The following is a 21,360-nucleotide window of genomic DNA, read 5'->3' as shown; positions in this document are numbered from 1 at the left end:
GAGCCAAGATCAAACTCTCCATAAAAGTTTGCATCGAATAGACACCTTTCCATCCGATGATGGTCTTAGCTTCAAAAATTGTTTCAGGGGAACCATCGTTTGCTAAAAGCTTCCGATGGATTCCTCTTGTTTCGTTCATACTGGTTGTTTTGTTCAGTTTTCAAAGAGCAAATCTTGCTGGTTGCTTTTTTGCAGCAACTTTTTAATCATATCATGTTAGCCGATTCAAGTCAATACCAAATGTGATTTTTTTCGATTAGGTACAAAACTTTTTGTTGTTCCTCTCAAATCAGCGACCCTTTAAATATACCACATAGGGTAAGTTGGAGTCAAGATATATTTTTAATTTTTTTGTCGCTATTTGTGATTCCTTTTTTGCGACGGATTTAACTTTATCATGGTTACCCAGCAAAGTCAACAGCTTTTTTTCATCCTTTTTTACACAGCGGAATGCTGCTCAAATATCCTGTGGTTTCGGACATACTTAAGTATTATACCCTGCATAGGACCAGGTATGTTTTTTCGCCTAAAAGAAAATCCGCATTTTACTCTATGCACTACAGCTAAAAATGGTTCCTTCTATATATACTGTTTCCCCAACCACATCTGTTACATTAAAGTGACATCCATATTCTCCTGTCAACTATATGTAAAAATATGCTATACTACCTGTGTAGCATGGAAGGAGGACAACCTTGGCACAACAGCAATTGAGGTATTCCAGTAAAATAAATAAAATCCGTTCGTTTGCGCTGATATTGATTTTCGCCGGCTTCATTCTGATGTATGGCGGTCTTTTAACAAGAAATATCCCCTGGTTAATGGGTATTTTCTTTATCCTTGGTGTTTTGTCCATTCTCTTCAGCTGTGTGGTATATGTGTGGATCGGCAGTTTGTCCACCAAGGCGATGCCGATTATCTGCCCGTCATGTGAGAAACCGACGAAGATGCTCGGGCGTGTCGATGCCTGCATGCACTGCAAGCAGCCGCTCACCATGGATAAGGACCTGGAAGGTAAGGAATTTGATGAAAAGTATAATTCCCGTAAATATCGGAAAGAAGCAGCAGACGCAAACAATATAGAGAAATAAAATCCGCCTATGGAGGCGGATTTTTTCGTTCAGACCAGTCGGTGGGATCCATCCCTTTGGACAGAACCTTCTATACAAAAACACCCCGGGGCGGAAGACCGCAATCCGGGATATCAGCAGAAGTATTAATGTTTTGCAGCCGGCACGTCCTGACAGTTTTCGCATCTACCGTAAATCTCCATGCGATGATGGCTGATATCAAAACCTGTTACTTGTTCGGCTAATGATTCCACTTCATCCAGGGTCGGATAATGGAAATCGACTATTTTGCCGCAGGAGTTGCAGATAATATGATAATGTTCGGTTGTATTGCAGTCAAAACGGCTGGATGAATCGCCGTAGGGCAGTTCCCGCACCAGGCCGATCTCCCTTAGTACACGCAGGTTATTATAAACCGTGGCGACACTCATGTTGGGGAATTTCCCTTCTAAAGCCTTGTAAATTTCATCGGCTGTAGGGTGGGTCATGGAATTAACAAGATATTCAAGGACTGCATGACGCTGTGGTGTGATTCGGACGCCTGATTCTTTTAATGTGTGAATTGCCTGGCTCAGTCTTGTTTCAGACACCGTCAACCACCTCGCTTTCACTTATGATAAATTCTATTCTTATATTATAATCTTTATAATTAGTTTACTGCTTGAGCCAGAGCCTGTCAATCTAAGTATATTATGGGGAAAGAGAAAATATAACCGAAAAGGACGCCCAGTAAGGACATCCTTCCCCCATTAAATATCCGCCTTCAAATGCCGCTCTTCTCCCCCGAGGTGATGGTTGGCATAGCGTGCGGCGACAAACAGAAAATCGGACAGCCGGTTAATGTAGGAGATCACGAGCGGGTTTACTTGCCCCTCTCCCAGTCCAACAGCTGCTCGCTCTGCTCTTCTCGTTACTGTTCTGGCAGCATGCAGCGCGCTGGCTGTGCCATGGCCGGATGGCAAAATGAAGTTCTTCAATGGCTCCAGGTCATCCTCCCAGGCATTGATCTGTTCTTCCAGTTCATCAATATGTTCCTGTTTCAGTTTCCATATCACCTCTTTGTCAGCTGGTGTGGCCAGTTCTGCCCCTACATGGAAAAGAATCGTTTGCACGCGATGCAGTTTTTCAATAAACGCATTCTTTCCGTCCCATGATGCGCCCTCAAGAAAACTTAGAGCCAGGCCGATCATTGAATTGGCCTCATCACAAGTACCGTATGCTTCGACACGGTGATCATTTTTTGCCACTCTGCTGCCGTAAATCAGCGACGTTTGCCCCTTGTCACCGGAACGTGTGTAAATCCGTGCCATTAATAACCCCTCCTTACATCAATCAGATTGATATGGTCTCCCTGGTCTGTCTGATACACCTTTAGATTATGTTCAAAGATTTCCAGCGCCCGGGGAATATAATGGGCAGATTGCCCCGAGATATGCGGAGTGATTGTAATATTTTCTTCCTGCCAAAAAGGGTGATCTGCAGGCAAAGGTTCCTCTTCAAAAACATCAAGCACCGCATGAGCAATCTCCCCCTGCCGAATTGCCTCGAGCAACACCTCACTCTTCACGACATCGCCACGCCCCATATTCAGGAAAATAGCATTGTCTGGCAGCAGGTTGAAATGTTTTTCGGTAAATAGCCCGCGGGTCTCTTCCGTGCTCGGCAATACCGAAACCACCATATCGGCTTCCGGCAGCACGTTTTCCAGATCATCCGTGGTATGATTTTCATCAAAATATTCAACTACCCGACCACTTTTGGAAACACCTACCGTTTTTATCCGGAAAGCTTTGGCTAGTCGGGCAACCTCCTGGCCGATCGCTCCAGGACCGGCAATCAGCATTGTTTTTCCTGTGATCTCCTGCATCTTCACCCGTGGGTTCCAGTCATGCTGTTTTTCGTTTTGAATAAGTACTTTTGCCTGGCGGCAGACCTGCAGCAGCATGGAAATGGCATACTCGGCCATTGGCACCCGGTGAATTCCGCGAACATTGGTCACGAGGATCCCTTTTTTCTCAATTTCTTCAAACGGCATTTGGTCAAGTCCTGCCGAGACAACCATAATCCATTTTAATTGTTTGGCTTCTTCTATGTCTGCGCCTTGCAGATCTTCCCCGAACGTCACCACAATTTCTGCCTGTGGCAAATGCTCCTTCACCTCGTCCCTGTTTTCGGCAAAGATGAATTCCTGATCCGAGTGGTTTGCCCGCAGTGTTTCATGATGTTTGGCAGATATTTTTGCAGTAAATAAAATCATATCGCATCTCCCCTTGTTTACGTTTCTACTTATTATAGTAAACGTTTTCGGGCGGATTGGAAAATGGAAAGACCGAATCGCTTCATTGACTGCAGCAAAATTTTACGATCAAGCCTGTGACAGCAGTGACGGATATAATAGAGTTCGTGTTTTATCTTCTTATGGTGCGCAAGCCCCCCCTGCAGACACACACAGGAAATCATCCCCGGCTTTACGGCAAAGCGCCGCTGCTGTGCCCTCGTATAATGAACAGCCATTTCCGGATGGGCCGGATTTGGTCCGATTAAGCTCATGTCCCCTTTCAGCACATGCCATAATTCGGGGAGCTTATGCAGATCGTGTTTGTAAAGTTTTTCGCCAGTAATTGTAAACGTGACCGTCGGATCTTTCTGATAGGAAAATCCTCCCTCTGCTGGCTCGTAATCCGGGTGCGGCGGGAGCGAACGAATAACCCGGGATGGAACCGTCATCGTGCGAAAGCGCCACAATATAAAAGGAGCCTGGTTTCTGCCAATCCGTTGCTGGCGAAAGAAAACGGGCGATCCTTCTTTTTTGCGAAGGTAATACCAAAGGAAGAAGATCAATGGCATAAGTACGAGGAGAAGTATGCTGCTCGCTGCAATGTCCGCCAGCCGTTTTGTAATAAAGTAAGATTTTCGTTTGCCGGAAAAACTCGTTCCACCTTGCCCATCACGGGAAACATTCTCCTGAAGCTCCATCACCGGGGTCTCCTCTTTTCTCATAGAATATAGTAGTACAATCTATGATTAAGAGCGCGTTTCTATTACAAAAAACAGCCGGTGCCTGTCACTTCCCGAATTTTGTCGAATAAAAAACAGCCTCCCGGTCATCAGGAGACTGTTTTCACGTGAAAGATATTATAAATTTTCCCGGATGAACTGCAGTGCTTCCTCTACATGACCCTCTACCTTCACTTTGCGGAATTCTTTCTGCAGCTTGCCTTCTTTATCAAGAATAAAGGTAGAACGCTCGATGCCGTGATATTCCCTGCCGAAGTTCTTTTTCAGCTTCCAGACATCGAAATCTTCCGCTACGTGATGATCTTCATCTGCCAAGAGCTGGAACGGGAGCTCATGCTTGTCAATGAACTTCTGGTGACTGGCAGCCGGGTCAGGACTGATGCCGATAACCACCGCATCCAATTCGCCAAAACTCTCATGCTGATCACGGAAATCACAGGCTTCATTGGTACAACCTGGGGTCATATCTTTCGGATAAAAATATAAAACAACATGTTTGCCGCGAAAATCAGATAAGCTGACTTCCTCCCCATTCTGGTTTGGCAAAGTGAAATCTTTTACTTGTTCTCCTGTTTCTATAGCCATGAAATTCCCTCCATTATTATACTATCTTCACTATAGCACAGGAAAAATCAAGATTCATCCATCCCGGCCCCGCCCTCTGATCTGAACAAGCCGCATCACAAAAGCTGTTGGCAGAATATAACCGATCAGCGCCTGCATCACAGCAAACAAACGTCCAATTCCCACAGGTGTGATGTCACCATAGCCAATCGTCAGCAGAGTCGCCCCGCTGAAATACATGGAATGAATGATCGAACCAAGGACACTGACATCACGCAACTCCCCGCCTTCCACAAGAATCACCCCTTGAAACGAAAGGATGAAATAAATCAGGCCAAATCCAATAATCACCAGACAGTAAATAACAATCAGGGTATAAAAAAGCTCGGTGGAAAACCTGCTTTCCCGCATTTCCCATCGAATCCGGAAGCTCTTGCCTCTGACAAACAGAGACAGGCTCTTCCAAAGAACAACACAAACAGCCACGAGACAAACTAAGGGGAAAATTTGCATAGGATCACCTTCTAATATGTGTTCAAAAAGGAGGATTACAAGGACCGGTCGGCTAAAGTCGCGACGTCCTGTCGCAAAGCCGACACTTGCACGTCCTGTGCGGCGAAAGTTCGAGACGGCGTAGCTTTGAGCAGACGATTTAGCACGCAGGAAAAGTGGTTTTCTTTTCCAAGGAACGGAGCGTATGCCTTTAAATACGTGAGTAGCGGAAAAGCAAGCCAACGAGCTTCTCGCGTGTGTGGTGATTTCTGCGTTGCCCACAGGACGTGGGCGAACTTAGCAGAAGTTCCCCTGTGATGCGTCATTGTTACCGGACTTTTTGAACATCCTCTTCTATGTGTAAAGCCTCGTTCAATATATATGCTCTTCCCCCACCTGGCTTGTCAATTATTTTCAGATTGCTGTAGGATAGAAACAAGACAGAAAAGGTTTAGCGATAAAGGGGAGGATTTAGTGATGAATTTTTCTACATCAGAAAGTTTGCATAAAGAAGCACTGGATCATATCGTCGGCGGGGTGAATTCCCCGTCCCGCGCTTTCAAGGGCGTGGGCGGCGGTTCTCCGGTATATATGGAACGGGGAGAAGGCGCCTATTTCTGGGATGTGGATGGAAACAAATATATTGATTACCTGGCTGCCTATGGGCCGATCATTACTGGCCATGCCCATCCGCATATTACAAAGGCGATTGCCAAGACGTCAGAAAGTGGAGTTCTTTACGGGACACCAACCCGTCTGGAAAATCAGTTTGCCAAAATGCTGAAGGAAGCTATCCCTTCACTGGAAAAAGTGCGGTTTGTCAACTCCGGCACGGAAGCGGTGATGACGACTGTCCGTGTGGCGCGCGCATATACTGGCCGCAATAAAGTAATTAAATTTTCAGGGAGTTATCACGGTCATTTTGACGCGGTATTGGTGGAGGCAGGTTCAGGCCCTGCGACACTGGGCACTCCGGACTCAGCAGGGATTCCAGAATCGGTGGCGAAGGATGTGTTGACCGTTCCGTTTAATGACGTTGATGCACTTCAAGAAGCACTGGACCATTGGAGAGACGAGGTCGCCGCAGTACTGGTAGAGCCTGTCGTTGGCAATTTCGGAATTGTGGAACCGGAAAGAGGATTTTTGCAAAAGGTAAATGATCTGGCCCATGAGGCTGGTGCACTGGTCATTTATGATGAAGTCATTACCGCATTCCGTTTCACCTATGGAAGTGCCCAGCAGCTATACTGGATTGAGCCGGATATGACAGCAATGGGAAAAATAATCGGTGGCGGGCTTCCAATTGGTGCATATGGCGGCAGAATGGATATTATGGAACAAGTAGCTCCACTCGGTCCTGCCTATCAGGCTGGAACGATGGCAGGCAACCCACTGTCCATGGCATCAGGAATCGCCTGCCTTGAGGTTCTCCAGCAGGAAGGTGTCTATGAAAGACTGGCACAGTTCGGCCAGCGCCTGCAAGCAGGCATTGCCGCGAAAGCGAAAAAACACGGCATCCCGGTAACGATCAATCGGCTGGGCGGAGCTTTAACTGTTTTCTTCGGGGAAGATACGATAACCAATTATGCCGGAGCCGAAGCCAGCGACGGAGAAGCCTTTGCCCGCTTTTTCCACTACATGCTGAACGAGGGCGTTAACCTTGCTCCATCAAAATATGAAGCATGGTTCCTGACGACTGAACATACGCAAGAAGACATCGACCAGACAATCGAAGCCGCCGGCCGGGCCTTTGCGCAGATGGCAAAAGAATAGATCAGACTGCAACGCCCGACATACAGAAAACTCCGCCCTCACGCAGGCGGAGTTTTTGTTTGTGGTTTTTTGATAAGTTTTTGATGAAAATGAGAGGTACCCGGGCGCTGGTGTTTTGCTTTGTTTATATCAAACAACACGTACACTTTTGGGTGTTGATTGGAGCGGAGGGCATCCGACTCCTGCGGGAAAAGCACGAGTCTAGACCTGAGCAGGAAGTGGTTTTCTTCCGAGGAGGCTGAAGCCGTGCCCGCGGAAAGCGGATGCCCGCAGCGAAAATCAACGAGCACTTTGTCACAGTTACAGAATCTTTTTGGGATAATCACACCAACTCCGGCTCATTATCCAAATTCTGCACCTGATACAAGTCATAATAGCTGCCCTTTTTCCGCATTAACTCGTCATGTGACCCGCTCTCCTGAATCTCACCATTCTCAATAACCACAATCCTGTCAGCATGCGTAATGGTCGCCAAACGGTGGGCAACAATAAAGGTCGTGCGGTCGGAAGCGAGTTTTTCCAGTGCTTCCTGGATCGTGTGCTCACTTTCCAGATCCAGTGCAGAGGTAGCCTCATCAAAAATCAGGATTGGCGGGTTTTTCAGGAAAACACGGGCAATCGCCACCCGCTGCTTCTGCCCGCCGGATAATTTCACGCCGCGCTCACCAACCATCGTGCGGTACCCTTTCGGCAGTTCCTCGATAAATTGATGGGCATTAGCTGCTTTCGCTGCGGCAATTACCTCTTCATCCGTCGCATCCGGATTACCCATGCGAATATTGACCTCAATCGATTCGCTGAATAAAATATTATCCTGCAGCACCATGCCAATATTGTCCCTTAACGAACGAGCCTTCACATCCCGGATATCCATTCCATCCACTTTGATCGAGCCATCTGTCACATCATAAAAACGGGGAATCAGACTGATCAGCGTAGACTTCCCTCCGCCGCTCATTCCGACAAAGGCGATGGTTTCCCCGCTTTTCACATCAAGACTGACATTTTTCAACACCTGATTCTCTTCTTCATCATATTGAAAAGATACACGGTCCAGTTCCACTGCGCCATCAATGCGGCCCAGTTCCTTGGCGTCCTTTTTATCCGTGATGTCGTATTTTTCATTGAAAAATTCAAACACACGGTCAATCGAAGCAATCGACTGCACTAGCACGGTAGAGGAGTTAATCAGTCTCCTTAATGGGCTGTACACCCGCTCCATATAGCCGACAAATGCCACCATCGTACCCAGAGTTAAATTCCCGTTAATAACCTGATACCCCGCATAGGTGATAACAAGCAATGGTGCCAGGTCGGTAATTGTGTTGGTTACGGCAAAAGTTTTGGCGTTCCAATCCGTGTGGGACAGCGCTTTGTTCAGGAAGTTTTCATTACGTGTATCAAATTGTTCCTGTTCATAGTCCTCGAGCGCAAAACTACGTGTTACCGGAAGCCCCTGTACCCGTTCATGCAAGTGACCCTGCACTTCCGCCAAGGCTTGCGAACGGTCCCGTGTCAGCCTGCGCAGCCTGCCATAGAAGTACTTGATCGCAAAACCGAAGAACGGGAATAAAATGATCGACACAAGTGTCAAACCAACGTCCATGGTAAGCATGATAATAATAGCAATTAAAATTGTCGCCAGATCCAGCCAAACATTCATCAGTCCGGTAATGACAAAGTTCTTCGATTGTTCGACATCATGTATTACCCGGGAAATAATTTCGCCGGTTTTTGTCTTGGAATAGAAATTCAGGCTGAGTTTTTGAATATGATCGAACAGTCTGTCCCGCAAATCATAAAGGATATTGTTGCCGACCCATTGTGCCAGGTACTGGCGAATGTACTCGATTGGCGGCCGCAATATAAGAAAAATAACAAATGCCCCGCCCATCAGCCAAAGAAGTTCCGTGATCTTGTCCGAATTACTTAAATTCTCCGCGCCAATAATATTGTCAATGACATACCGCAAAATCAGCGGCATCAAAAGCGGGATGCCGAATTTCAGAATACCAATCAGAATGGTCCAGACAATTTTCCATTTATATGGCTTCACATATTGCATAAATTGTTTTACATAACCCATAGTGATACTTCCTTAATTTAAAGTTTTATTCCCCTCCCACGTATAGAAAAGCCTTGCTACCTGCTGTAACAAGGTTCAGGGTTACCGATATGTCAGATACCGTTCATACCATTGGTCTACAAATTCCGGGGAAAAAGGTCCTCTTTGCTGTCTTATCCATCTTAACAAAACATCCAGATTATTGTGCAGGATCCGATCAAGCACGGCTGGATAATTCATTTGTGTTTTGTGCTCCTCATACTCATCCTCATCCAGTATGTTACAAGTCATATCCGGAAAAACCTTTACATCCAGATCATAATCAATATATTTCAGCGCATTTTCTTCAAACACAAACGGCGAGCTGATATTGCAATAATAATAAATCCCGTCCGCCCGCAGCATTCCGATTACGTTGAACCAGTGTTTCGCATGAAAATAACAGATGGCAGGTTCCCTCGTTATCCAGGTCCTCCCGTCGCTTTCCGTGACAAGCGTTCTGTCATTCGCGCCGATAACCATGGTGTCCGTACCCTTCAGCACCAGACTGTTCTCCCAGACCCTGTGCAGCCGGCCATTATGTTTATAACTTTGAATTTGCATATGCGAACCTGGCCGTGGGGCAACCATCTTATCTTCCTTCCCGTCCATTTTTTCTGCTAAATCCTATTATAAGGGCAGTATCTTAAAATATAAAGCAGAACGACCGGGCTGAGCTTGAGAACAAAAAGAGCCTCCCGTGGCGGGAAGCTCTTTTTAATGGTAGTAGGGGTAGGTGTTACTTTTTGTTTTGCTGAGATTTTTGATTTTGCTTTCTAACTTCTTGAGCATTTGTCTTCTCAGCAGCAAATTCAGTACCAAACTGACCTTGTCCTTGAGCTGCCTGCTGATTTTGCTGTTTTACATGTTGAGCGTTTGTTTTAGCAGCTTTCTGATTAGGGTTTTTAGCCATCAGTATCACCTCCGCACTACTAATTTGCGCAGTTTGCAGGCTGTTATGCCTTAAATTTTTGTTTGGAAATAAATACCAATAACTAATAGAAACAAGGTGTTTTCATAAAACAAGGATACTACTCCATATAGGTAAACATTTTCTGATGGGACACCGGGAAGGGAAACTGAGCAGCTTCCTCCTTGCTTACTGCACGCAAACGCCCGTCCAATTCGTCCAATCCCGAGATTCTCGCTTCATAAATTTCCATTTCCCAAATCAAATGGGAAAATACATGCTTGAGCTCGCCTTTTCGCTTGCTGATTTTAATATCAAGCCCGTACTCATCGTGCACCCAGTTGGCCGCATGATCCCAGCCGACTTCCTCAATTGGAACCATCAGAAACTGCCAGAGATTTGCCAGCAACCCTTCATCCGGGCGTTTTTCAATAACGTAGCGATCCTGCTCATCTTTAATCAAAAGCACGAGATAAGCAACCGGTTTTTGTTTTTTGGCTTTCTTTTTCACCGGCAACGCCTCCTCCAGTCCTTCGGCGAAAGCGATGCAATGCTCCTGAACAGGACAAAAGAGACAAGCCGGTGATGTCGGTGTGCAAATGGTTGCCCCGAGATCCATGATCGCCTGATTAAAGCCGCCCGGATCTTCTTCACTGATAAATTCACGGACTTGGGATTCAAACAATTTTTTTGTCCGGGCTTTGGAGATGTCCTCCTCAATTTTCAGCACACGGGAAAAGACCCGCATGACATTTCCGTCCACTGCCGGCTCTGGCTGGTTATAGGCAATCGACAAAATCGCTCCTTTTGTATAAGGACCAACCCCTTTTAGTGATCCCAGCTCTTTTGGGTTGGATGGTACTTCTCCACCGTAATGGGAAACAACCTCCCTGACGGCGTTTTGCAGGTTTTTCGCACGGGAATAGTACCCTAGGCCTTCCCATGTTTTCAGGACATCCTGAGAATCGGCTTCCGCTAAAGCAGTGGGAGTAGGGAATTTCTCCATAAACCGGTGAAAATATGGGATGACGGTATCCACTTTTGTTTGCTGGAGCATAATTTCCGAGACCCATACGCGGTAGGGATCCTGGTTTTCGCGCCAGGGCAGCTCTCGTTTGTTTTCGTAATACCAGTCCAGCAAATGATTTTGAAAGGCAGATATGTTAAAATAATGTAACGTGTGGTCTGTCATATGCGCACATCCTTTATGGTACAATAATGAATATACTGTGATAGAACAATCTAAGGAGGACCTTACAACTATGGATACGGGTACCCATATCGTCATGGGGGTTGCACTCGGCGGATTAGCTACACTGGATCCCGCTGTGCATAATGACCCGACATTGTTCAGCGCTGTACTGGCCGGAACTGTGATAGGTTCTCATGCGCCGGATTTCGATACAGTTTTCAAGTTAAAAAACAATGCGACGTATATAAGGCATCACCGGGGGGCATCTCATTCCATCCCGGCAATTATTCTCTGGGGACTCCTCATTGCAGGGATCATTCATGCGATTGTCCCGCAAGTTGATTTCCTTCACTTATGGCTATGGACGTTTTTGGCCGTGATCATTCATGTATTCGTTGATATATTTAATGCCTATGGAACCCAGGCTTATCGGCCCTTTAGCAGAGATTGGGTGGCACACGGGTTTATCAGCACCTTTGACCCGTATATTTTCTTTCTGCACATCGCGGGAATTGGTGCCTGGGCCCTCGGCGCCAATCCGATTATCACCTGGGTAGCAATGTACACGGTGATTATCCTGTATTATATCAAGCGCTATATGGATAAACGGGAAATTGTTAAAAAAATAGAGGACTACTTCCCTGAAACCGAATTGATTGCCACATCGCCAACCATCAAGCAGAATTATTGGCGTGTTGCAATTGCAACAGAAGACAAATATTATGTCGGCACCGTGGAAAACAGACATATTGAAATTGTTGATGAATTTGTCCGCGAGCCACTGCCGGATTTACCGGTTATTGAAAAAGCAAAAACAGATAAAAACATTGCAGCGTTTTTAAACTTTTCTCCGGTGTACCGCTGGGAAATCAATGATTTTGATGACTTTACCGAAGTCCGTCTAACCGATCTGCGCTACCGCTCGAACGGCTTCTACACCTTCGTGGCAGTTGTGCAGATTGACGACAATATGCGAATCATGAGTTCCTTCACCGGCTGGATTTTTTCCGAACACAAGCTGCAGAGTAAGTTGTATATTAATGACAACCCGGTATAAGGTGAACTGAAACAGCAGGAGCGTGCAGCCCCTGCTGTTATTTTTATGGCTTTTTGCGTAAGTTTTGTTGCTTTATCCTAATTGATAAACATGCGACAGAGTGCCCGTTGATTTCCGCTCCGGACAGCCGCTTTCCGCGGGAACGGCTTCAGCCTCCTCGGAAGAAGTGCACTTCCTGCGGGGTCTTCAGACTCGTTCTTTTCCGCAGGAGTCGGCTGTCCTCCGCTCCAATCAACCATCAACAAAGTGGGGAGCTGTTGTTTGGTTTTAAAGCACATTACCAGCGGAGGAAATACCCGAAGACTCCTGCGGGATGATAAGCATAGGTGAGACCCCGCAGTGCGGCAGCACGAGGAGGCTCACCAGCGCCCGCGGAAAGCGAAGGGTATTTCCGCAGCGGCAGTTCAAAGCCCACATTTTAAACCTTCTTATCCGCCGAGGAAATTTCATCCCCTAACAAAGATATCGGAATCGCTTCTTGCTTCTCATACATCTCATCCAGCAGATTAACCCGGTGCCCCCAGGCAAACACGCCATTGATATAATCGACTTTGAATTTTAATCCAGGCTCCATTTTCAGCTGGTAAATCGTATCTTTGGAAAAATCCCCCGGGTTCATCGTATAAGCCAGCGCCACCTGCATTTTGCGTTCATTCACGGCAACTTCGGACACGTTGCCAAGCTGCTCTGCTTTCTGCGCCTTTTCTTTCAGCCGGCCGATCTCGCTGCGCAGCTCTTCTATGGAATAATCACTATATCTGAAATTCATTATGTTCCTCTCCTTACCCCATCTTATTTTACCAGTTGTTCATGTTTAGGGAAACAGGTCAGTCTGTTTTATCATCCAAAAAGCGATTAATTGCCTCAATAGAAAATCCTTTGCGGTATAAACCTTCCTTCACTTTTTGCTTGAGTTCCCGCCCTTCCAGTTTGGCCTCATGCTTGCGCCACAGTTTGTCCCCATGATGCATTAAAGCCTCCATTTCCGTGTTCTCGTCCTTCTGCTCGTCAATATCGGCAAAAGCCTCCTGGATCACATCCTGGGTAAACCCTTTTTGCAAAAGGGTTGCCTGCAGCTGCTGAACTTGTTTGCGGAAGGAATGCTTTCTGCTGGCGTTCAATTTCTTCTCGATCCACTTCCCTATCTTTTCATACTGCACGTCATATGGATATTGCTCCACAGCTTCCCCAGCCGTTTGAGCTGCCACGCCTTTTTCTATTAATTCTTTTTTGATCAGCAGTGGCCCTTTATTCGAGGTGCTCATTCTTGTCCGGACAAACATGTCGACAAATTGCCTGTCATCAATCAGATTTTCTTTTTCGAGTTTTTCCATGATCTGTGGAATTTGTTCGGGATCGGCCTCTTTTTTCAGCAAATAATCATGAATTTCTTTTTTTGTTCGCATTCTGTAGCTTAGAAAGTGAATGGCTTGGGTATATATTTTATGTATGGTGTCTTTTTGGATGAGTGAATCGAGCTGTGCTTCATCCAGTTCGAGTCCTTTGCGAAGCTGAAATTCGATGAGAATTGCTTCGTCTGCACTGAAGCCGAACTTTTCTCCGCTACCTGAGTCCAGGAAGATGTTATACCGATTCTTATTTTTCTTTTGGGTAGTGATCCGGGTAATTTTTTTCAAAGTTTTTCACCCCTTTCCCTTATTATACATGAAAAAATTAGCCGGACACTACCGTAAGAATCGCTGATGTTGCATATAATAGAGATTAAATAATACCAAGCGAAGGAGGATATCCCTTGAATATCCTGATCACCGGAGGAACCGGATTTGTCGGAAAGCATCTGACCAAATCCCTGACAGAAAAAGACCACCATGTGTATATCCTCACCAGATCAAAAGCATCGCACACAGATACAGAAAGAGTAAGCTATATCGGTTACGATGATCCAATCGGCCAGCTGCCCGCCATGCAGGCCTGCATAAATCTTGCTGGTGAATCGCTGTTTGGGTATTGGACAAAACGGAAAAAAGAAGCCATCCTTACGAGCAGGATAGAGACCACACGCCAGATCATTGAAATAATGAAACAACTCAGGTCCAAGCCTGAAGTGTTTATCAGCGGCTCAGCAGTCGGCTTTTATGGCATTTCAGAGGACATGATTTTCACGGAATCGACCTCAGATCCCGGCAGCGGCTTTCTTGCAGAGGTGTCAGCAAAATGGGAGGAAACTGCAAGTGTTGCAGAAAACCTGGGGATACGAACCGTGTATACTCGTTTTGGCGTCATTCTTGGAGAAGAAGGTGCTTATCCGCTGATGCGCTTGCCTGTGAAGCTGTTCGTCGGCGGCAAAATCGGCAATGGGGAACAGTGGCTTTCCTGGGTGCACATTGATGATGTTGTCAATCTGATTCAGTTTTGTCTATTCACCCGGGAAATCAGTGGTCCAGTCAATGTCACTGCTCCCCACCCAAAACGAAATAAAGATTTCACAAAAATGGTTGCCAAGGCAGAAAAACGTCCTTATTGGCTCCCCGTCCCTTCGTCTATGTTGGAGCTGATGCTTGGCGAAATGAGCCAACTGGTTGTCAAAGGCCAATACGTGCTGCCAAAAAAAGCTCAAAGCCATGGGTATCAGTTTGCCTATCCACGGGCGGAACAGGCATTGAAAAATTTACATTAGGAATACGAAAAAAGAATTCCCTTTTTCGGCAGATTCGAGTAAAATAAGTTTACCAAGTGCGGGTACTCTCCCGCAAACTTACATAGGGAAGGCAAATGGTGCGCCACCAGTGCAAACTGGTTCTAGTGGGTTCGATTCCCACCCCGGATTTTTTGTTGAACGCTAACTTAAAATTCGCGGGTGGGCTTATGTCTCACTGGACCTCCATGTGTCATTCACGATCCCCGCCTGCCGTTCAGGAGGGTATTTTTTATGTTGAAAATGCGTGAGCTGCATGAAGTGCCAGTGCTATTTGATTTGCTGTCCCATCCAAGTGTTTTTCCCTTTGTCAGGCAGCGGGCTGAAACAAGTGATGAATTTTATTTTGTGACAAAGCAGACAATCGAAGCGGAAGAAAGAGGCGAACTAATCTCCCGCACAATTCTTGATGAGTATTATCAGCCGATTGGCACAATCAACTTATTCGACATTCAGGAAAACCACGGATTTTTGGCCACGTGGATCGGCGAGCCCTACTTCGGCAGAGGCTACAACAAGCAGGCCAAAGAGCAATTTTTTGATGAGCTGTTCTTACGTCTGGGACTAGAAGGCATTTTTATGAAAGTAAGAAGAAGCAACATTCGGTCTCTTAAGGCAGCATTAAAACTCCCCTATGCTGGGCTGGCGAATGAAACACATCCCGATATTTATAAGAAAATTAATCAGGATGAGGATGTTTATGATCTGTTTGTTATAACCAGATCTTTATATACAGCACACCAGGCCGTCCCGGCAGTTGACGAAGAGGAGGTCTCTTGAGCCACTTCGTATATTTCAACACCAAATCGGGCAACCTACCGGTAAAAGTGAGGGATGCCTAATGAAGGCAAAACATGAGCAGTCCAGTCAATTGAAACATTTGTCCAAAACGCAGGCAGTATTGTATCAGAAAGAATTTAAACATGCCGACCGCGAGTATAACAAGCTGTCGCAAAAAGGATACCGGAGCTAGTCTTCGGTTTCTTTTTTTGACTGCAGTTTTATCCACAACTTTCCACAGGCCTGTTAATAAGCAAAAGAAACCCCTTAATAAAAGCAGTGTTTATTCACAAGGATCTGTGAGCAACTCCCATCTCTTCTGTGGATATTGTTAATAAATACTTTTAACCCACTACCCATGCTGTTTGAACAGCGCTTTAATCTGTGGACAAAAAATCATCCCCGTCTTCCATCTCCATCCACTGTTCCAGCTTTTTCAATGCTTCCCTCTTGGCATCTATTTTTCGCTCACCAAAACCATAGCCAATCCTCATGTTTGTCGTTTGAAAATCGGCAACCGCCTGCCAGATCTCATCCCTGCCAGCATTCCATATATAGGTGACAACGGTATGATCATCTGTTTCATTAATTTCTACATCGGCACTAAAAAAAATCGCTTGGACCATTTGCATCTTAGTGAAACTAGTAATCGTAGAATGCTTTAGAATTAAGCAGCTCACCAGCATATTTACCCACCTCTTATGTTCTATTTAGGAACATTTTACTATATGTTAAAAATAAGAACAATGGTTTGGGCTTGTTCAATCATCAATCATGATAGGATTGCCACACGGGATGTATGCATCCTAATCCAGTACGTCAGAGTGTGATAATAATGAGCCTAGAACAAATTGCACAAAATATCAAGTTTTTTCGGGAACAGTATAACTGGACACAGCAGGAGCTTGCAGATAGGCTGCAGATGTCCCGTTCAGTAATCACAAAGTGGGAAAATAACCATTTGATTCCGGACACGGAGGCTTTAATCAAATTAAGCGAAGTTTTCCAGATAACCCTTGACCAGCTAGTCGGAAAAGCGGTATATCAGGAGGATCTGCTGAAGGAATTTAAGCGGATTTACAGTTCCGATTCCATGGATTTTGAAGAGGAAGTTGTCAGCCTGGTTGAATACTTAATGAAACACCCTCATTTCAAAGAACAAATCTACCGGCTGAGCAGAATGTCGGTCAAAAAGCAATTAAACCTACATAGCATGTTCGCTGGCATGATCGATCACTATGAAAAACTATGAAGAAAAGGGCTGGACACTAATCCAGCCCTTTTCTTATTTAACCTTGACAATTGTAATCCTGCGCAGAAACAGAAAAGATATGCAGTAGAGCACAAGCCCTATCCCCAGCAGCTGGTAAAAAAATACCATACTGAAATCACGGAATAACTGGGTAGCGGCATCAACAAGCCATCCTTGTGCAACTCCCGTCAGCAGAACTAAAAGCAGCATCCCAAGCAGACTTCCGCCGCCTGCCAGCCCAAATTTATAGAAAACCAGACCAATAAGGAACATAACTGCAAATAAGAAGAACATCATTGCTGTATCCATAATTACCCTATTCATCCACGTATCTTCCAAAAAGTAAACAGGATGGATGAAAAAGAAGATATCCACTCCGATTGCATTCATAAAGGTGAGCACCAGTTCATGAAGCACGTTCACTACAATCGCCAACCCAAGGGATAGACTGGCAAAGAATAGTCCTAAACTGACAAATATGTTTTTGCGCGTAGCCCCCATTTTAATGGAAAATGGAATGGATTCCTTCACGGCCAGATACCCCATAATTGAGCACCAAACATAGATAGGCGCTGTCAGGGTGAAACCAAAGAACCCTTCCTCAAGTGTGGACGCATAATAAGCAAATGGGAGCGACACCAATAAAATTGCCAATAATATCGTCCAGAATATCATCAATGAATAGCGCGCATCCGTAAAGCAAAAGTATAGCATGCCCTGAATTTGTCTTCCCATTCTCTACGCCTCCTTCTTTCTCTCTGTAAGATAAATCATCAAATCCTGGATGGGCACACCTTCGACCTGAAGTCCAATTTCCCGTGCTTCCGTCCATCCGCCATACAAATAAGCTGTCATCATACCTGCCAGCTGCTTTTTCTTAATTACTGTTTTTCCGGAAATAAATGCCTCGACTTTTTCAATGGTTCCTGAGACAGCATAGCAGTGATCCCGCAGCCGGTCCGCCTCTTCCTTGAGTACCAGTGACCCTTCCTGCAATATCAGCACTTCCTCAAACAACAGGCTTACTTCATCAATCAAGTGGGTGGAAAAAATAATCGTCCGTTTCTCTGCTTCATACTCTTCCAGCAGAAGTTCATAGAATTTTTTCCTTGCAGCAGCATCCAGGCCGATATAAGGCTCATCAAATATGGTGACCGGCGCTTTGCTCGCCATTCCCACGATAACTCCAAGCGCGGATTCCATCCCTTTGGACAGTTGCTTCACCTTCGCATTAGGTACAAGGTTATACTCCTCTATCAGCTCATCGGCCAGCTGCTGGTCCCATGTTGGATAAAAATAAGAGAAAATCTTCAGCACATTCTTGACCTTTAAATCCTTTGGAAAGTTGTTTCCTTCCTTTATTAGGCAAATCGATTCTGTTAATCGCTGGTTATCAAACGGATTTTCTCCATCAATTAGAATTTCTCCGGATGTGGCCGTAATGTTGCCTGACAGAATATCCATAAAGGTCGTCTTACCCGCCCCATTCCTTCCGAGCAGACCATAAATCTTTGGTTCCTCCAGTGTAAATGAAACATTGTTTAATGCTGTTTTCCCCCGGTATCCCTTGGACAGCTGCTTTACTTCAATTTTCATCGACAGGCTCCTCCCTCTCCACCATTTCCAGTAATTCCTTTTCACCGATCCGCAGTTTCCTTGCCTCATTTTTCAATGGAAGCATGTAATTCTCATAAAACGTTTTCCTTCGTTTTTCGATCAAAATCTCTTTTGCATCTTCTGTCACGAACATTCCAACACCCCTTCGTTTCACCAGAATTGCCTCATTAACCAATTCATTGATTCCTTTGGCGGCTGTAGCCGGATTTATCTTATAAAAGGCCGCGAATTCATTGGTAGAAGGCACCCGCTCGCCCGCCTGAATGCTGTCATTCATAATCGAATCCTCCAGCTGCTCCTTGATTTGAAGGAATATTGGCTTGTTTTCATCTAAAGAATTCTTCATATTGTACTCCTTCGTTCATTGGTTAATTACTTATGTAACTAACCATATAACCAAATAACCTATTTGTCAATACTTTTTTCAAAAAACTTTGATCCTAAGAGTTCATCGTACATGGGTTTCACGTTTCTCCCGATTCCATGCACGAATTCCCGAATTAGAGCACATTTTCACCGAATCCACCCGCATTTTTACTGAATCAAGCGTGTAATTCCCGAATCAAACCACACTTTTCCCGAATCCGAGCATGCAACTCCCGAATCCCGTTTTTCCCGAAATAAAAAAACCCTGCGTCACTAAAATGCAAGGCCTTACTCTTTTTCCTTATCCTCTTTTTTCGGCAGGCGTCCGGCTTTCTTTGCGGATTCCCTTAACAAGAACTCCAAATGGCTGTTGACGCTGCGGAATTCATCTTCAGCCCAGGCCTGCAGCGCATCATACAGCTTTGGGTCAATTCTTAATGGGAAATTTTTTTTCTTCGCCATAAAAACCCTCTTTTATTGGTATAGTGATCCGGTGTTCACCACTGGCTGGGTTCCATTGTCAGACACAATTGATACAAGCAGGTTATTCGTCATAGCCACGCGGCGCTCATCATCCAGATCGACGACCCCGTCTTTTTCTAGTTGGTTGATTGCATCTTCCACCATGCCGACAGCGCCCTCCACAATCAGCCTTCTCGCAGCAATGATCGCGCTCGCCTGCTGACGCTGGAGCATCGCCTGGGCAATTTCTGTGGAATAAGCAAGATGTGTCAGCCGTGTCTCAATCACCTCCACGCCTGCCACTGTCAGTCGCTCCTGCAGATCTTCTGCAAGGTGGTGAGATACTTCTTCTGCATTCCCTCTTAATGTTAATTCCACATTTTCAAAGGTATCATACGGATATTTTGTCGCAACACCCCGGATGGATGTTTCACTTTGAATCTCCACAAACTGTTCATACCGATCCACGTCAAAAACCGCTTTAGCAGCATCTGTCACTTTAAACACGATCACCGCAGCGATTTCAATCGGGTTGCCGTTTATATCATTTACCTTCAACTTTTTGCTGTTGAAATTCCGCACACGAAGCGAAATTGTCCGTCTCACGGAAAAAGGCACGGTCACCACAATCCCCTCGCGGCGGATGGTGCCCATGTATTTCCCGAGAAAAATTACGACGACCGACTGATTCGGCTGCACCATTGTAATACCGCTGCCAAGCGTCACAGCCAGCACAAGACAGATCCCGCCGATGACAAATTGCTGCTCAATAAAACTGAAAACAACTCCAGCCAGAAGCGCTGCGATTAGCAAAATCCCAAAATATCCATTGATCATCCAAGCTCTTCTTTCCTGCATCAATCATTCACCTTCCCCAGGTATGTGATTTTAATTTCATATTAAAATGATATCACTTTTTCTAAGAATTGTAAATTATAATGTGGGCGGTACACCCTCCAGGATTAGCCTGCTTTTTCCAAGTTGCCGAATGGTGTTCGCTCAGGGATGACCATATAGTTCTTGCCGTCGGTAGTCAGCACGACATTTCCAAAAGCAGCTGTTGAGTAAATCGAGCTCCCTTGTTTATGAAGATTCTCGATGACCCGATTAACCGGGTGCCCGTAATCATTTTCCACACTGTAGGTGAGCATAGCGATTTGAGGATTGACTTTCTGCAAAAACTTACGTGACGTACTCGTATTTGAACCGTGATGAGCAATTTTTAAGATCTCTGCCTGTACATTATGTTCACCCATTAATTCATGTTCCTGCTCCATTTCCACATCGCCCATCAGCAAAAAATCAATTTCTCCATAGGTGATTTTCAATACAATGGAAGATTGGTTGTTGTTTTTCCTTTTGTCATAGCTGTTTAAAATCTTCATTTCCAACAGTGGATCAATTTTTATTGTTTCATTCTCGTTGGCAATTTCCACAGGGATTTCCCGGTTCCAGATTTCGTTGATGTATTTTGTGTAGGTATAGGTAGTGTGCAACTTACCGGAGTCGATCACCTGCCGGACATTAAATGATTTCATTACCCGGGGGAGGCCGCCAATATGATCAACATCTGGATGTGTCGCAATCAGCAAATCAATTGTCTCGATATCCAGGCTTTCCAAGTAGTTCACGACCGTCTTTCCTGCATCCGGCGGTCCGCCATCAATCAGAATTGTCTTATCTGCCGGGGTTTCGATCAGAATGCTGTCCCCTTGCCCCACATCGATAAAATGCACCTGCATCAACTCGCCTGTCAAACTCTGTGCCGGCAACGGGGTGATCACCAGCATCACTATTGTTATTATTGCCGTACGAAGGAAAATGGTGCAGCGCATGGGAAACATCCTTTTCTTGGGTAATGTCCTTAGTTTGACTCGGTTTTTGTGTAATATTTATTGACGGGAAAATTTCCTTTGGGTGTGAGTGGTTGAGTTTGGGGGGAAGTTTTCTCTCTCGGGCGGAAGTTTTCTCTCTCGGGCGGAAGTTTTCTCTCTCGGGCGGAAGTTTTCTCTCTCGGGCGGAAGTTTTCTCTCTCGGGCGGAAGTTT

General features: G+C 45.4%; 27 protein-coding genes. 7 read left to right on the top strand and 20 right to left on the bottom strand.

The window, feature by feature from the left end:
* The first annotated feature begins 695 nt into the window (after nt 1-695).
* Complete coding sequence (locus CEG13_RS18245; protein WP_100013329.1) at nt 696-1,091, top strand: YgzB family protein; 396 nt, start codon at nt 696-698, stop codon at nt 1,089-1,091.
* A gap of 125 nt (nt 1,092-1,216) precedes the next feature.
* Here CEG13_RS18245 and perR read toward each other — a convergent pair whose 3' ends face one another.
* The 6 genes from perR to CEG13_RS18215 form a co-directional block, all read right to left on the bottom strand.
* Nucleotides 1,217-1,660: a peroxide-responsive transcriptional repressor PerR gene (perR, locus tag CEG13_RS18240; protein ID WP_100013328.1), complete on the bottom strand. Its 444-nt coding sequence runs from the start codon at nt 1,658-1,660 to the stop codon at nt 1,217-1,219.
* Nucleotides 1,661-1,819: 159 nt separating this feature from the next.
* Nucleotides 1,820-2,380, bottom strand: coding sequence for a cob(I)yrinic acid a,c-diamide adenosyltransferase (locus CEG13_RS18235; RefSeq protein ID WP_100013327.1), 561 nt, complete (start codon nt 2,378-2,380; stop codon nt 1,820-1,822).
* Nucleotides 2,380-3,327, bottom strand: coding sequence for a D-2-hydroxyacid dehydrogenase (locus CEG13_RS18230; protein WP_100013326.1), 948 nt, complete (start codon nt 3,325-3,327; stop codon nt 2,380-2,382). Before CEG13_RS18230 ends, CEG13_RS18235 begins: the two co-directional genes overlap by 1 nt.
* Nucleotides 3,328-3,359: 32 nt before the next feature.
* The gene (locus CEG13_RS18225; RefSeq protein ID WP_158234725.1) at nt 3,360-4,046 is read right to left on the bottom strand and encodes a sugar transferase; all 687 of its coding nucleotides are present in this window, start codon (nt 4,044-4,046) and stop codon (nt 3,360-3,362) included.
* 159 nt (nt 4,047-4,205) lie between these two features.
* The gene (gene bcp, locus CEG13_RS18220) at nt 4,206-4,673 is read right to left on the bottom strand and encodes a thioredoxin-dependent thiol peroxidase (RefSeq protein ID WP_100013324.1); all 468 of its coding nucleotides are present in this window, start codon (nt 4,671-4,673) and stop codon (nt 4,206-4,208) included.
* A gap of 54 nt (nt 4,674-4,727) precedes the next feature.
* Nucleotides 4,728-5,165: a potassium channel family protein gene (locus CEG13_RS18215; protein WP_100013323.1), complete on the bottom strand. Its 438-nt coding sequence runs from the start codon at nt 5,163-5,165 to the stop codon at nt 4,728-4,730.
* A gap of 456 nt (nt 5,166-5,621) precedes the next feature.
* On the opposite strand from CEG13_RS18215, the gene CEG13_RS18210 reads away from it, so the two are divergent.
* Nucleotides 5,622-6,917, top strand: coding sequence for a glutamate-1-semialdehyde 2,1-aminomutase (locus CEG13_RS18210; RefSeq protein WP_100013322.1), 1,296 nt, complete (start codon nt 5,622-5,624; stop codon nt 6,915-6,917).
* A gap of 322 nt (nt 6,918-7,239) precedes the next feature.
* Here the strand turns inward: CEG13_RS18210 and CEG13_RS18205 are convergent, their stop codons facing one another.
* The 4 genes from CEG13_RS18205 to mutY form a co-directional block, all read right to left on the bottom strand.
* Complete coding sequence (locus CEG13_RS18205; RefSeq protein WP_100013321.1) at nt 7,240-9,003, bottom strand: ABC transporter ATP-binding protein; 1,764 nt, start codon at nt 9,001-9,003, stop codon at nt 7,240-7,242.
* 81 nt (nt 9,004-9,084) lie between these two features.
* Nucleotides 9,085-9,612: a nucleoside tri-diphosphate phosphatase gene (gene ntdP / locus CEG13_RS18200; RefSeq protein ID WP_100013330.1), complete on the bottom strand. Its 528-nt coding sequence runs from the start codon at nt 9,610-9,612 to the stop codon at nt 9,085-9,087.
* 148 nt (nt 9,613-9,760) lie between these two features.
* Complete coding sequence (locus CEG13_RS18195) at nt 9,761-9,934, bottom strand: gamma-type small acid-soluble spore protein (RefSeq protein ID WP_100013320.1); 174 nt, start codon at nt 9,932-9,934, stop codon at nt 9,761-9,763.
* A 118-nt stretch (nt 9,935-10,052) separates the two neighbouring features.
* On the bottom strand, nt 10,053-11,123 hold the full coding sequence (gene mutY / locus CEG13_RS18190; RefSeq protein ID WP_100013319.1) for an A/G-specific adenine glycosylase: 1,071 nt from the start codon (nt 11,121-11,123) through the stop codon (nt 10,053-10,055).
* Nucleotides 11,124-11,193: 70 nt separating this feature from the next.
* On the opposite strand from mutY, the gene CEG13_RS18185 reads away from it, so the two are divergent.
* On the top strand, nt 11,194-12,180 hold the full coding sequence (locus CEG13_RS18185; protein ID WP_100013318.1) for a metal-dependent hydrolase: 987 nt from the start codon (nt 11,194-11,196) through the stop codon (nt 12,178-12,180).
* Nucleotides 12,181-12,598: 418 nt separating this feature from the next.
* Here CEG13_RS18185 and CEG13_RS18180 read toward each other — a convergent pair whose 3' ends face one another.
* Nucleotides 12,599-12,949, bottom strand: a complete 351-nt coding sequence (locus tag CEG13_RS18180) for a YfhH family protein (RefSeq protein WP_100013317.1) — start codon at nt 12,947-12,949, stop codon at nt 12,599-12,601.
* A gap of 58 nt (nt 12,950-13,007) precedes the next feature.
* The gene (recX, locus tag CEG13_RS18175) at nt 13,008-13,817 is read right to left on the bottom strand and encodes a recombination regulator RecX (RefSeq protein ID WP_100013316.1); all 810 of its coding nucleotides are present in this window, start codon (nt 13,815-13,817) and stop codon (nt 13,008-13,010) included.
* 116 nt (nt 13,818-13,933) lie between these two features.
* Here recX and CEG13_RS18170 point away from each other — a divergent pair, with 116 nt between their 5' ends.
* The 3 genes from CEG13_RS18170 to CEG13_RS18160 all read left to right on the top strand — a co-directional run bounded on the left by CEG13_RS18170 (nt 13,934) and on the right by CEG13_RS18160 (nt 15,809).
* Nucleotides 13,934-14,818, top strand: coding sequence for a TIGR01777 family oxidoreductase (locus CEG13_RS18170; protein ID WP_100013315.1), 885 nt, complete (start codon nt 13,934-13,936; stop codon nt 14,816-14,818).
* Nucleotides 14,819-15,070: 252 nt separating this feature from the next.
* A complete protein-coding gene (locus CEG13_RS18165; RefSeq protein WP_100013314.1) occupies nt 15,071-15,616 on the top strand; it encodes a GNAT family N-acetyltransferase in 546 nt (181 codons plus the stop codon).
* 61 nt (nt 15,617-15,677) lie between these two features.
* Complete coding sequence (locus tag CEG13_RS18160; protein ID WP_100013313.1) at nt 15,678-15,809, top strand: YfhE family protein; 132 nt, start codon at nt 15,678-15,680, stop codon at nt 15,807-15,809.
* A gap of 184 nt (nt 15,810-15,993) precedes the next feature.
* Here CEG13_RS18160 and CEG13_RS18155 read toward each other — a convergent pair whose 3' ends face one another.
* Nucleotides 15,994-16,302, bottom strand: coding sequence for a hypothetical protein (locus tag CEG13_RS18155; protein WP_100013312.1), 309 nt, complete (start codon nt 16,300-16,302; stop codon nt 15,994-15,996).
* A 149-nt stretch (nt 16,303-16,451) separates the two neighbouring features.
* On the opposite strand from CEG13_RS18155, the gene CEG13_RS18150 reads away from it, so the two are divergent.
* Nucleotides 16,452-16,868 carry a helix-turn-helix domain-containing protein gene (locus CEG13_RS18150; protein WP_158234724.1) on the top strand — a complete coding sequence of 139 codons (417 nt, stop codon included), beginning with the start codon at nt 16,452-16,454 and terminating at the stop codon, nt 16,866-16,868.
* A gap of 33 nt (nt 16,869-16,901) precedes the next feature.
* On the opposite strand, the gene CEG13_RS18145 is transcribed toward CEG13_RS18150, so the two are convergent.
* From CEG13_RS18145 to CEG13_RS18985, 7 genes are all read right to left on the bottom strand, one after another.
* On the bottom strand, nt 16,902-17,603 hold the full coding sequence (locus CEG13_RS18145) for a hypothetical protein (RefSeq protein ID WP_100013310.1): 702 nt from the start codon (nt 17,601-17,603) through the stop codon (nt 16,902-16,904).
* A gap of 3 nt (nt 17,604-17,606) precedes the next feature.
* Nucleotides 17,607-18,464 carry an ABC transporter ATP-binding protein gene (locus CEG13_RS18140; RefSeq protein ID WP_100013309.1) on the bottom strand — a complete coding sequence of 286 codons (858 nt, stop codon included), beginning with the start codon at nt 18,462-18,464 and terminating at the stop codon, nt 17,607-17,609.
* On the bottom strand, nt 18,454-18,831 hold the full coding sequence (locus CEG13_RS18135) for a GntR family transcriptional regulator (protein ID WP_100013308.1): 378 nt from the start codon (nt 18,829-18,831) through the stop codon (nt 18,454-18,456). Before CEG13_RS18135 ends, CEG13_RS18140 begins: the two co-directional genes overlap by 11 nt.
* 308 nt (nt 18,832-19,139) lie before the next feature.
* Nucleotides 19,140-19,313, bottom strand: a complete 174-nt coding sequence (locus CEG13_RS18130) for a type II toxin-antitoxin system antitoxin (RefSeq protein ID WP_100013307.1) — start codon at nt 19,311-19,313, stop codon at nt 19,140-19,142.
* Nucleotides 19,314-19,325: 12 nt separating this feature from the next.
* The gene (locus tag CEG13_RS18125) at nt 19,326-20,171 is read right to left on the bottom strand and encodes an SPFH domain-containing protein (protein ID WP_100013306.1); all 846 of its coding nucleotides are present in this window, start codon (nt 20,169-20,171) and stop codon (nt 19,326-19,328) included.
* Between the two features lie 104 nt (nt 20,172-20,275).
* On the bottom strand, nt 20,276-21,148 hold the full coding sequence (locus CEG13_RS18120) for a ComEC/Rec2 family competence protein (RefSeq protein ID WP_100013305.1): 873 nt from the start codon (nt 21,146-21,148) through the stop codon (nt 20,276-20,278).
* Nucleotides 21,149-21,177: 29 nt separating this feature from the next.
* A partial coding sequence (locus CEG13_RS18985) for a hypothetical protein (RefSeq protein ID WP_204758500.1) occupies nt 21,178-21,360 on the bottom strand: 183 nt, incomplete at its 5' end.

The organism is Lentibacillus sediminis (assembly GCF_002763455.1).
Classification (GTDB): domain Bacteria; phylum Bacillota; class Bacilli; order Bacillales; family Amphibacillaceae; genus Lentibacillus_D; species Lentibacillus_D sediminis_A.
The sequence above is the reverse complement of the archived record's forward strand: the minus strand, read 5'-3'. Positions and strand labels throughout refer to the sequence as shown.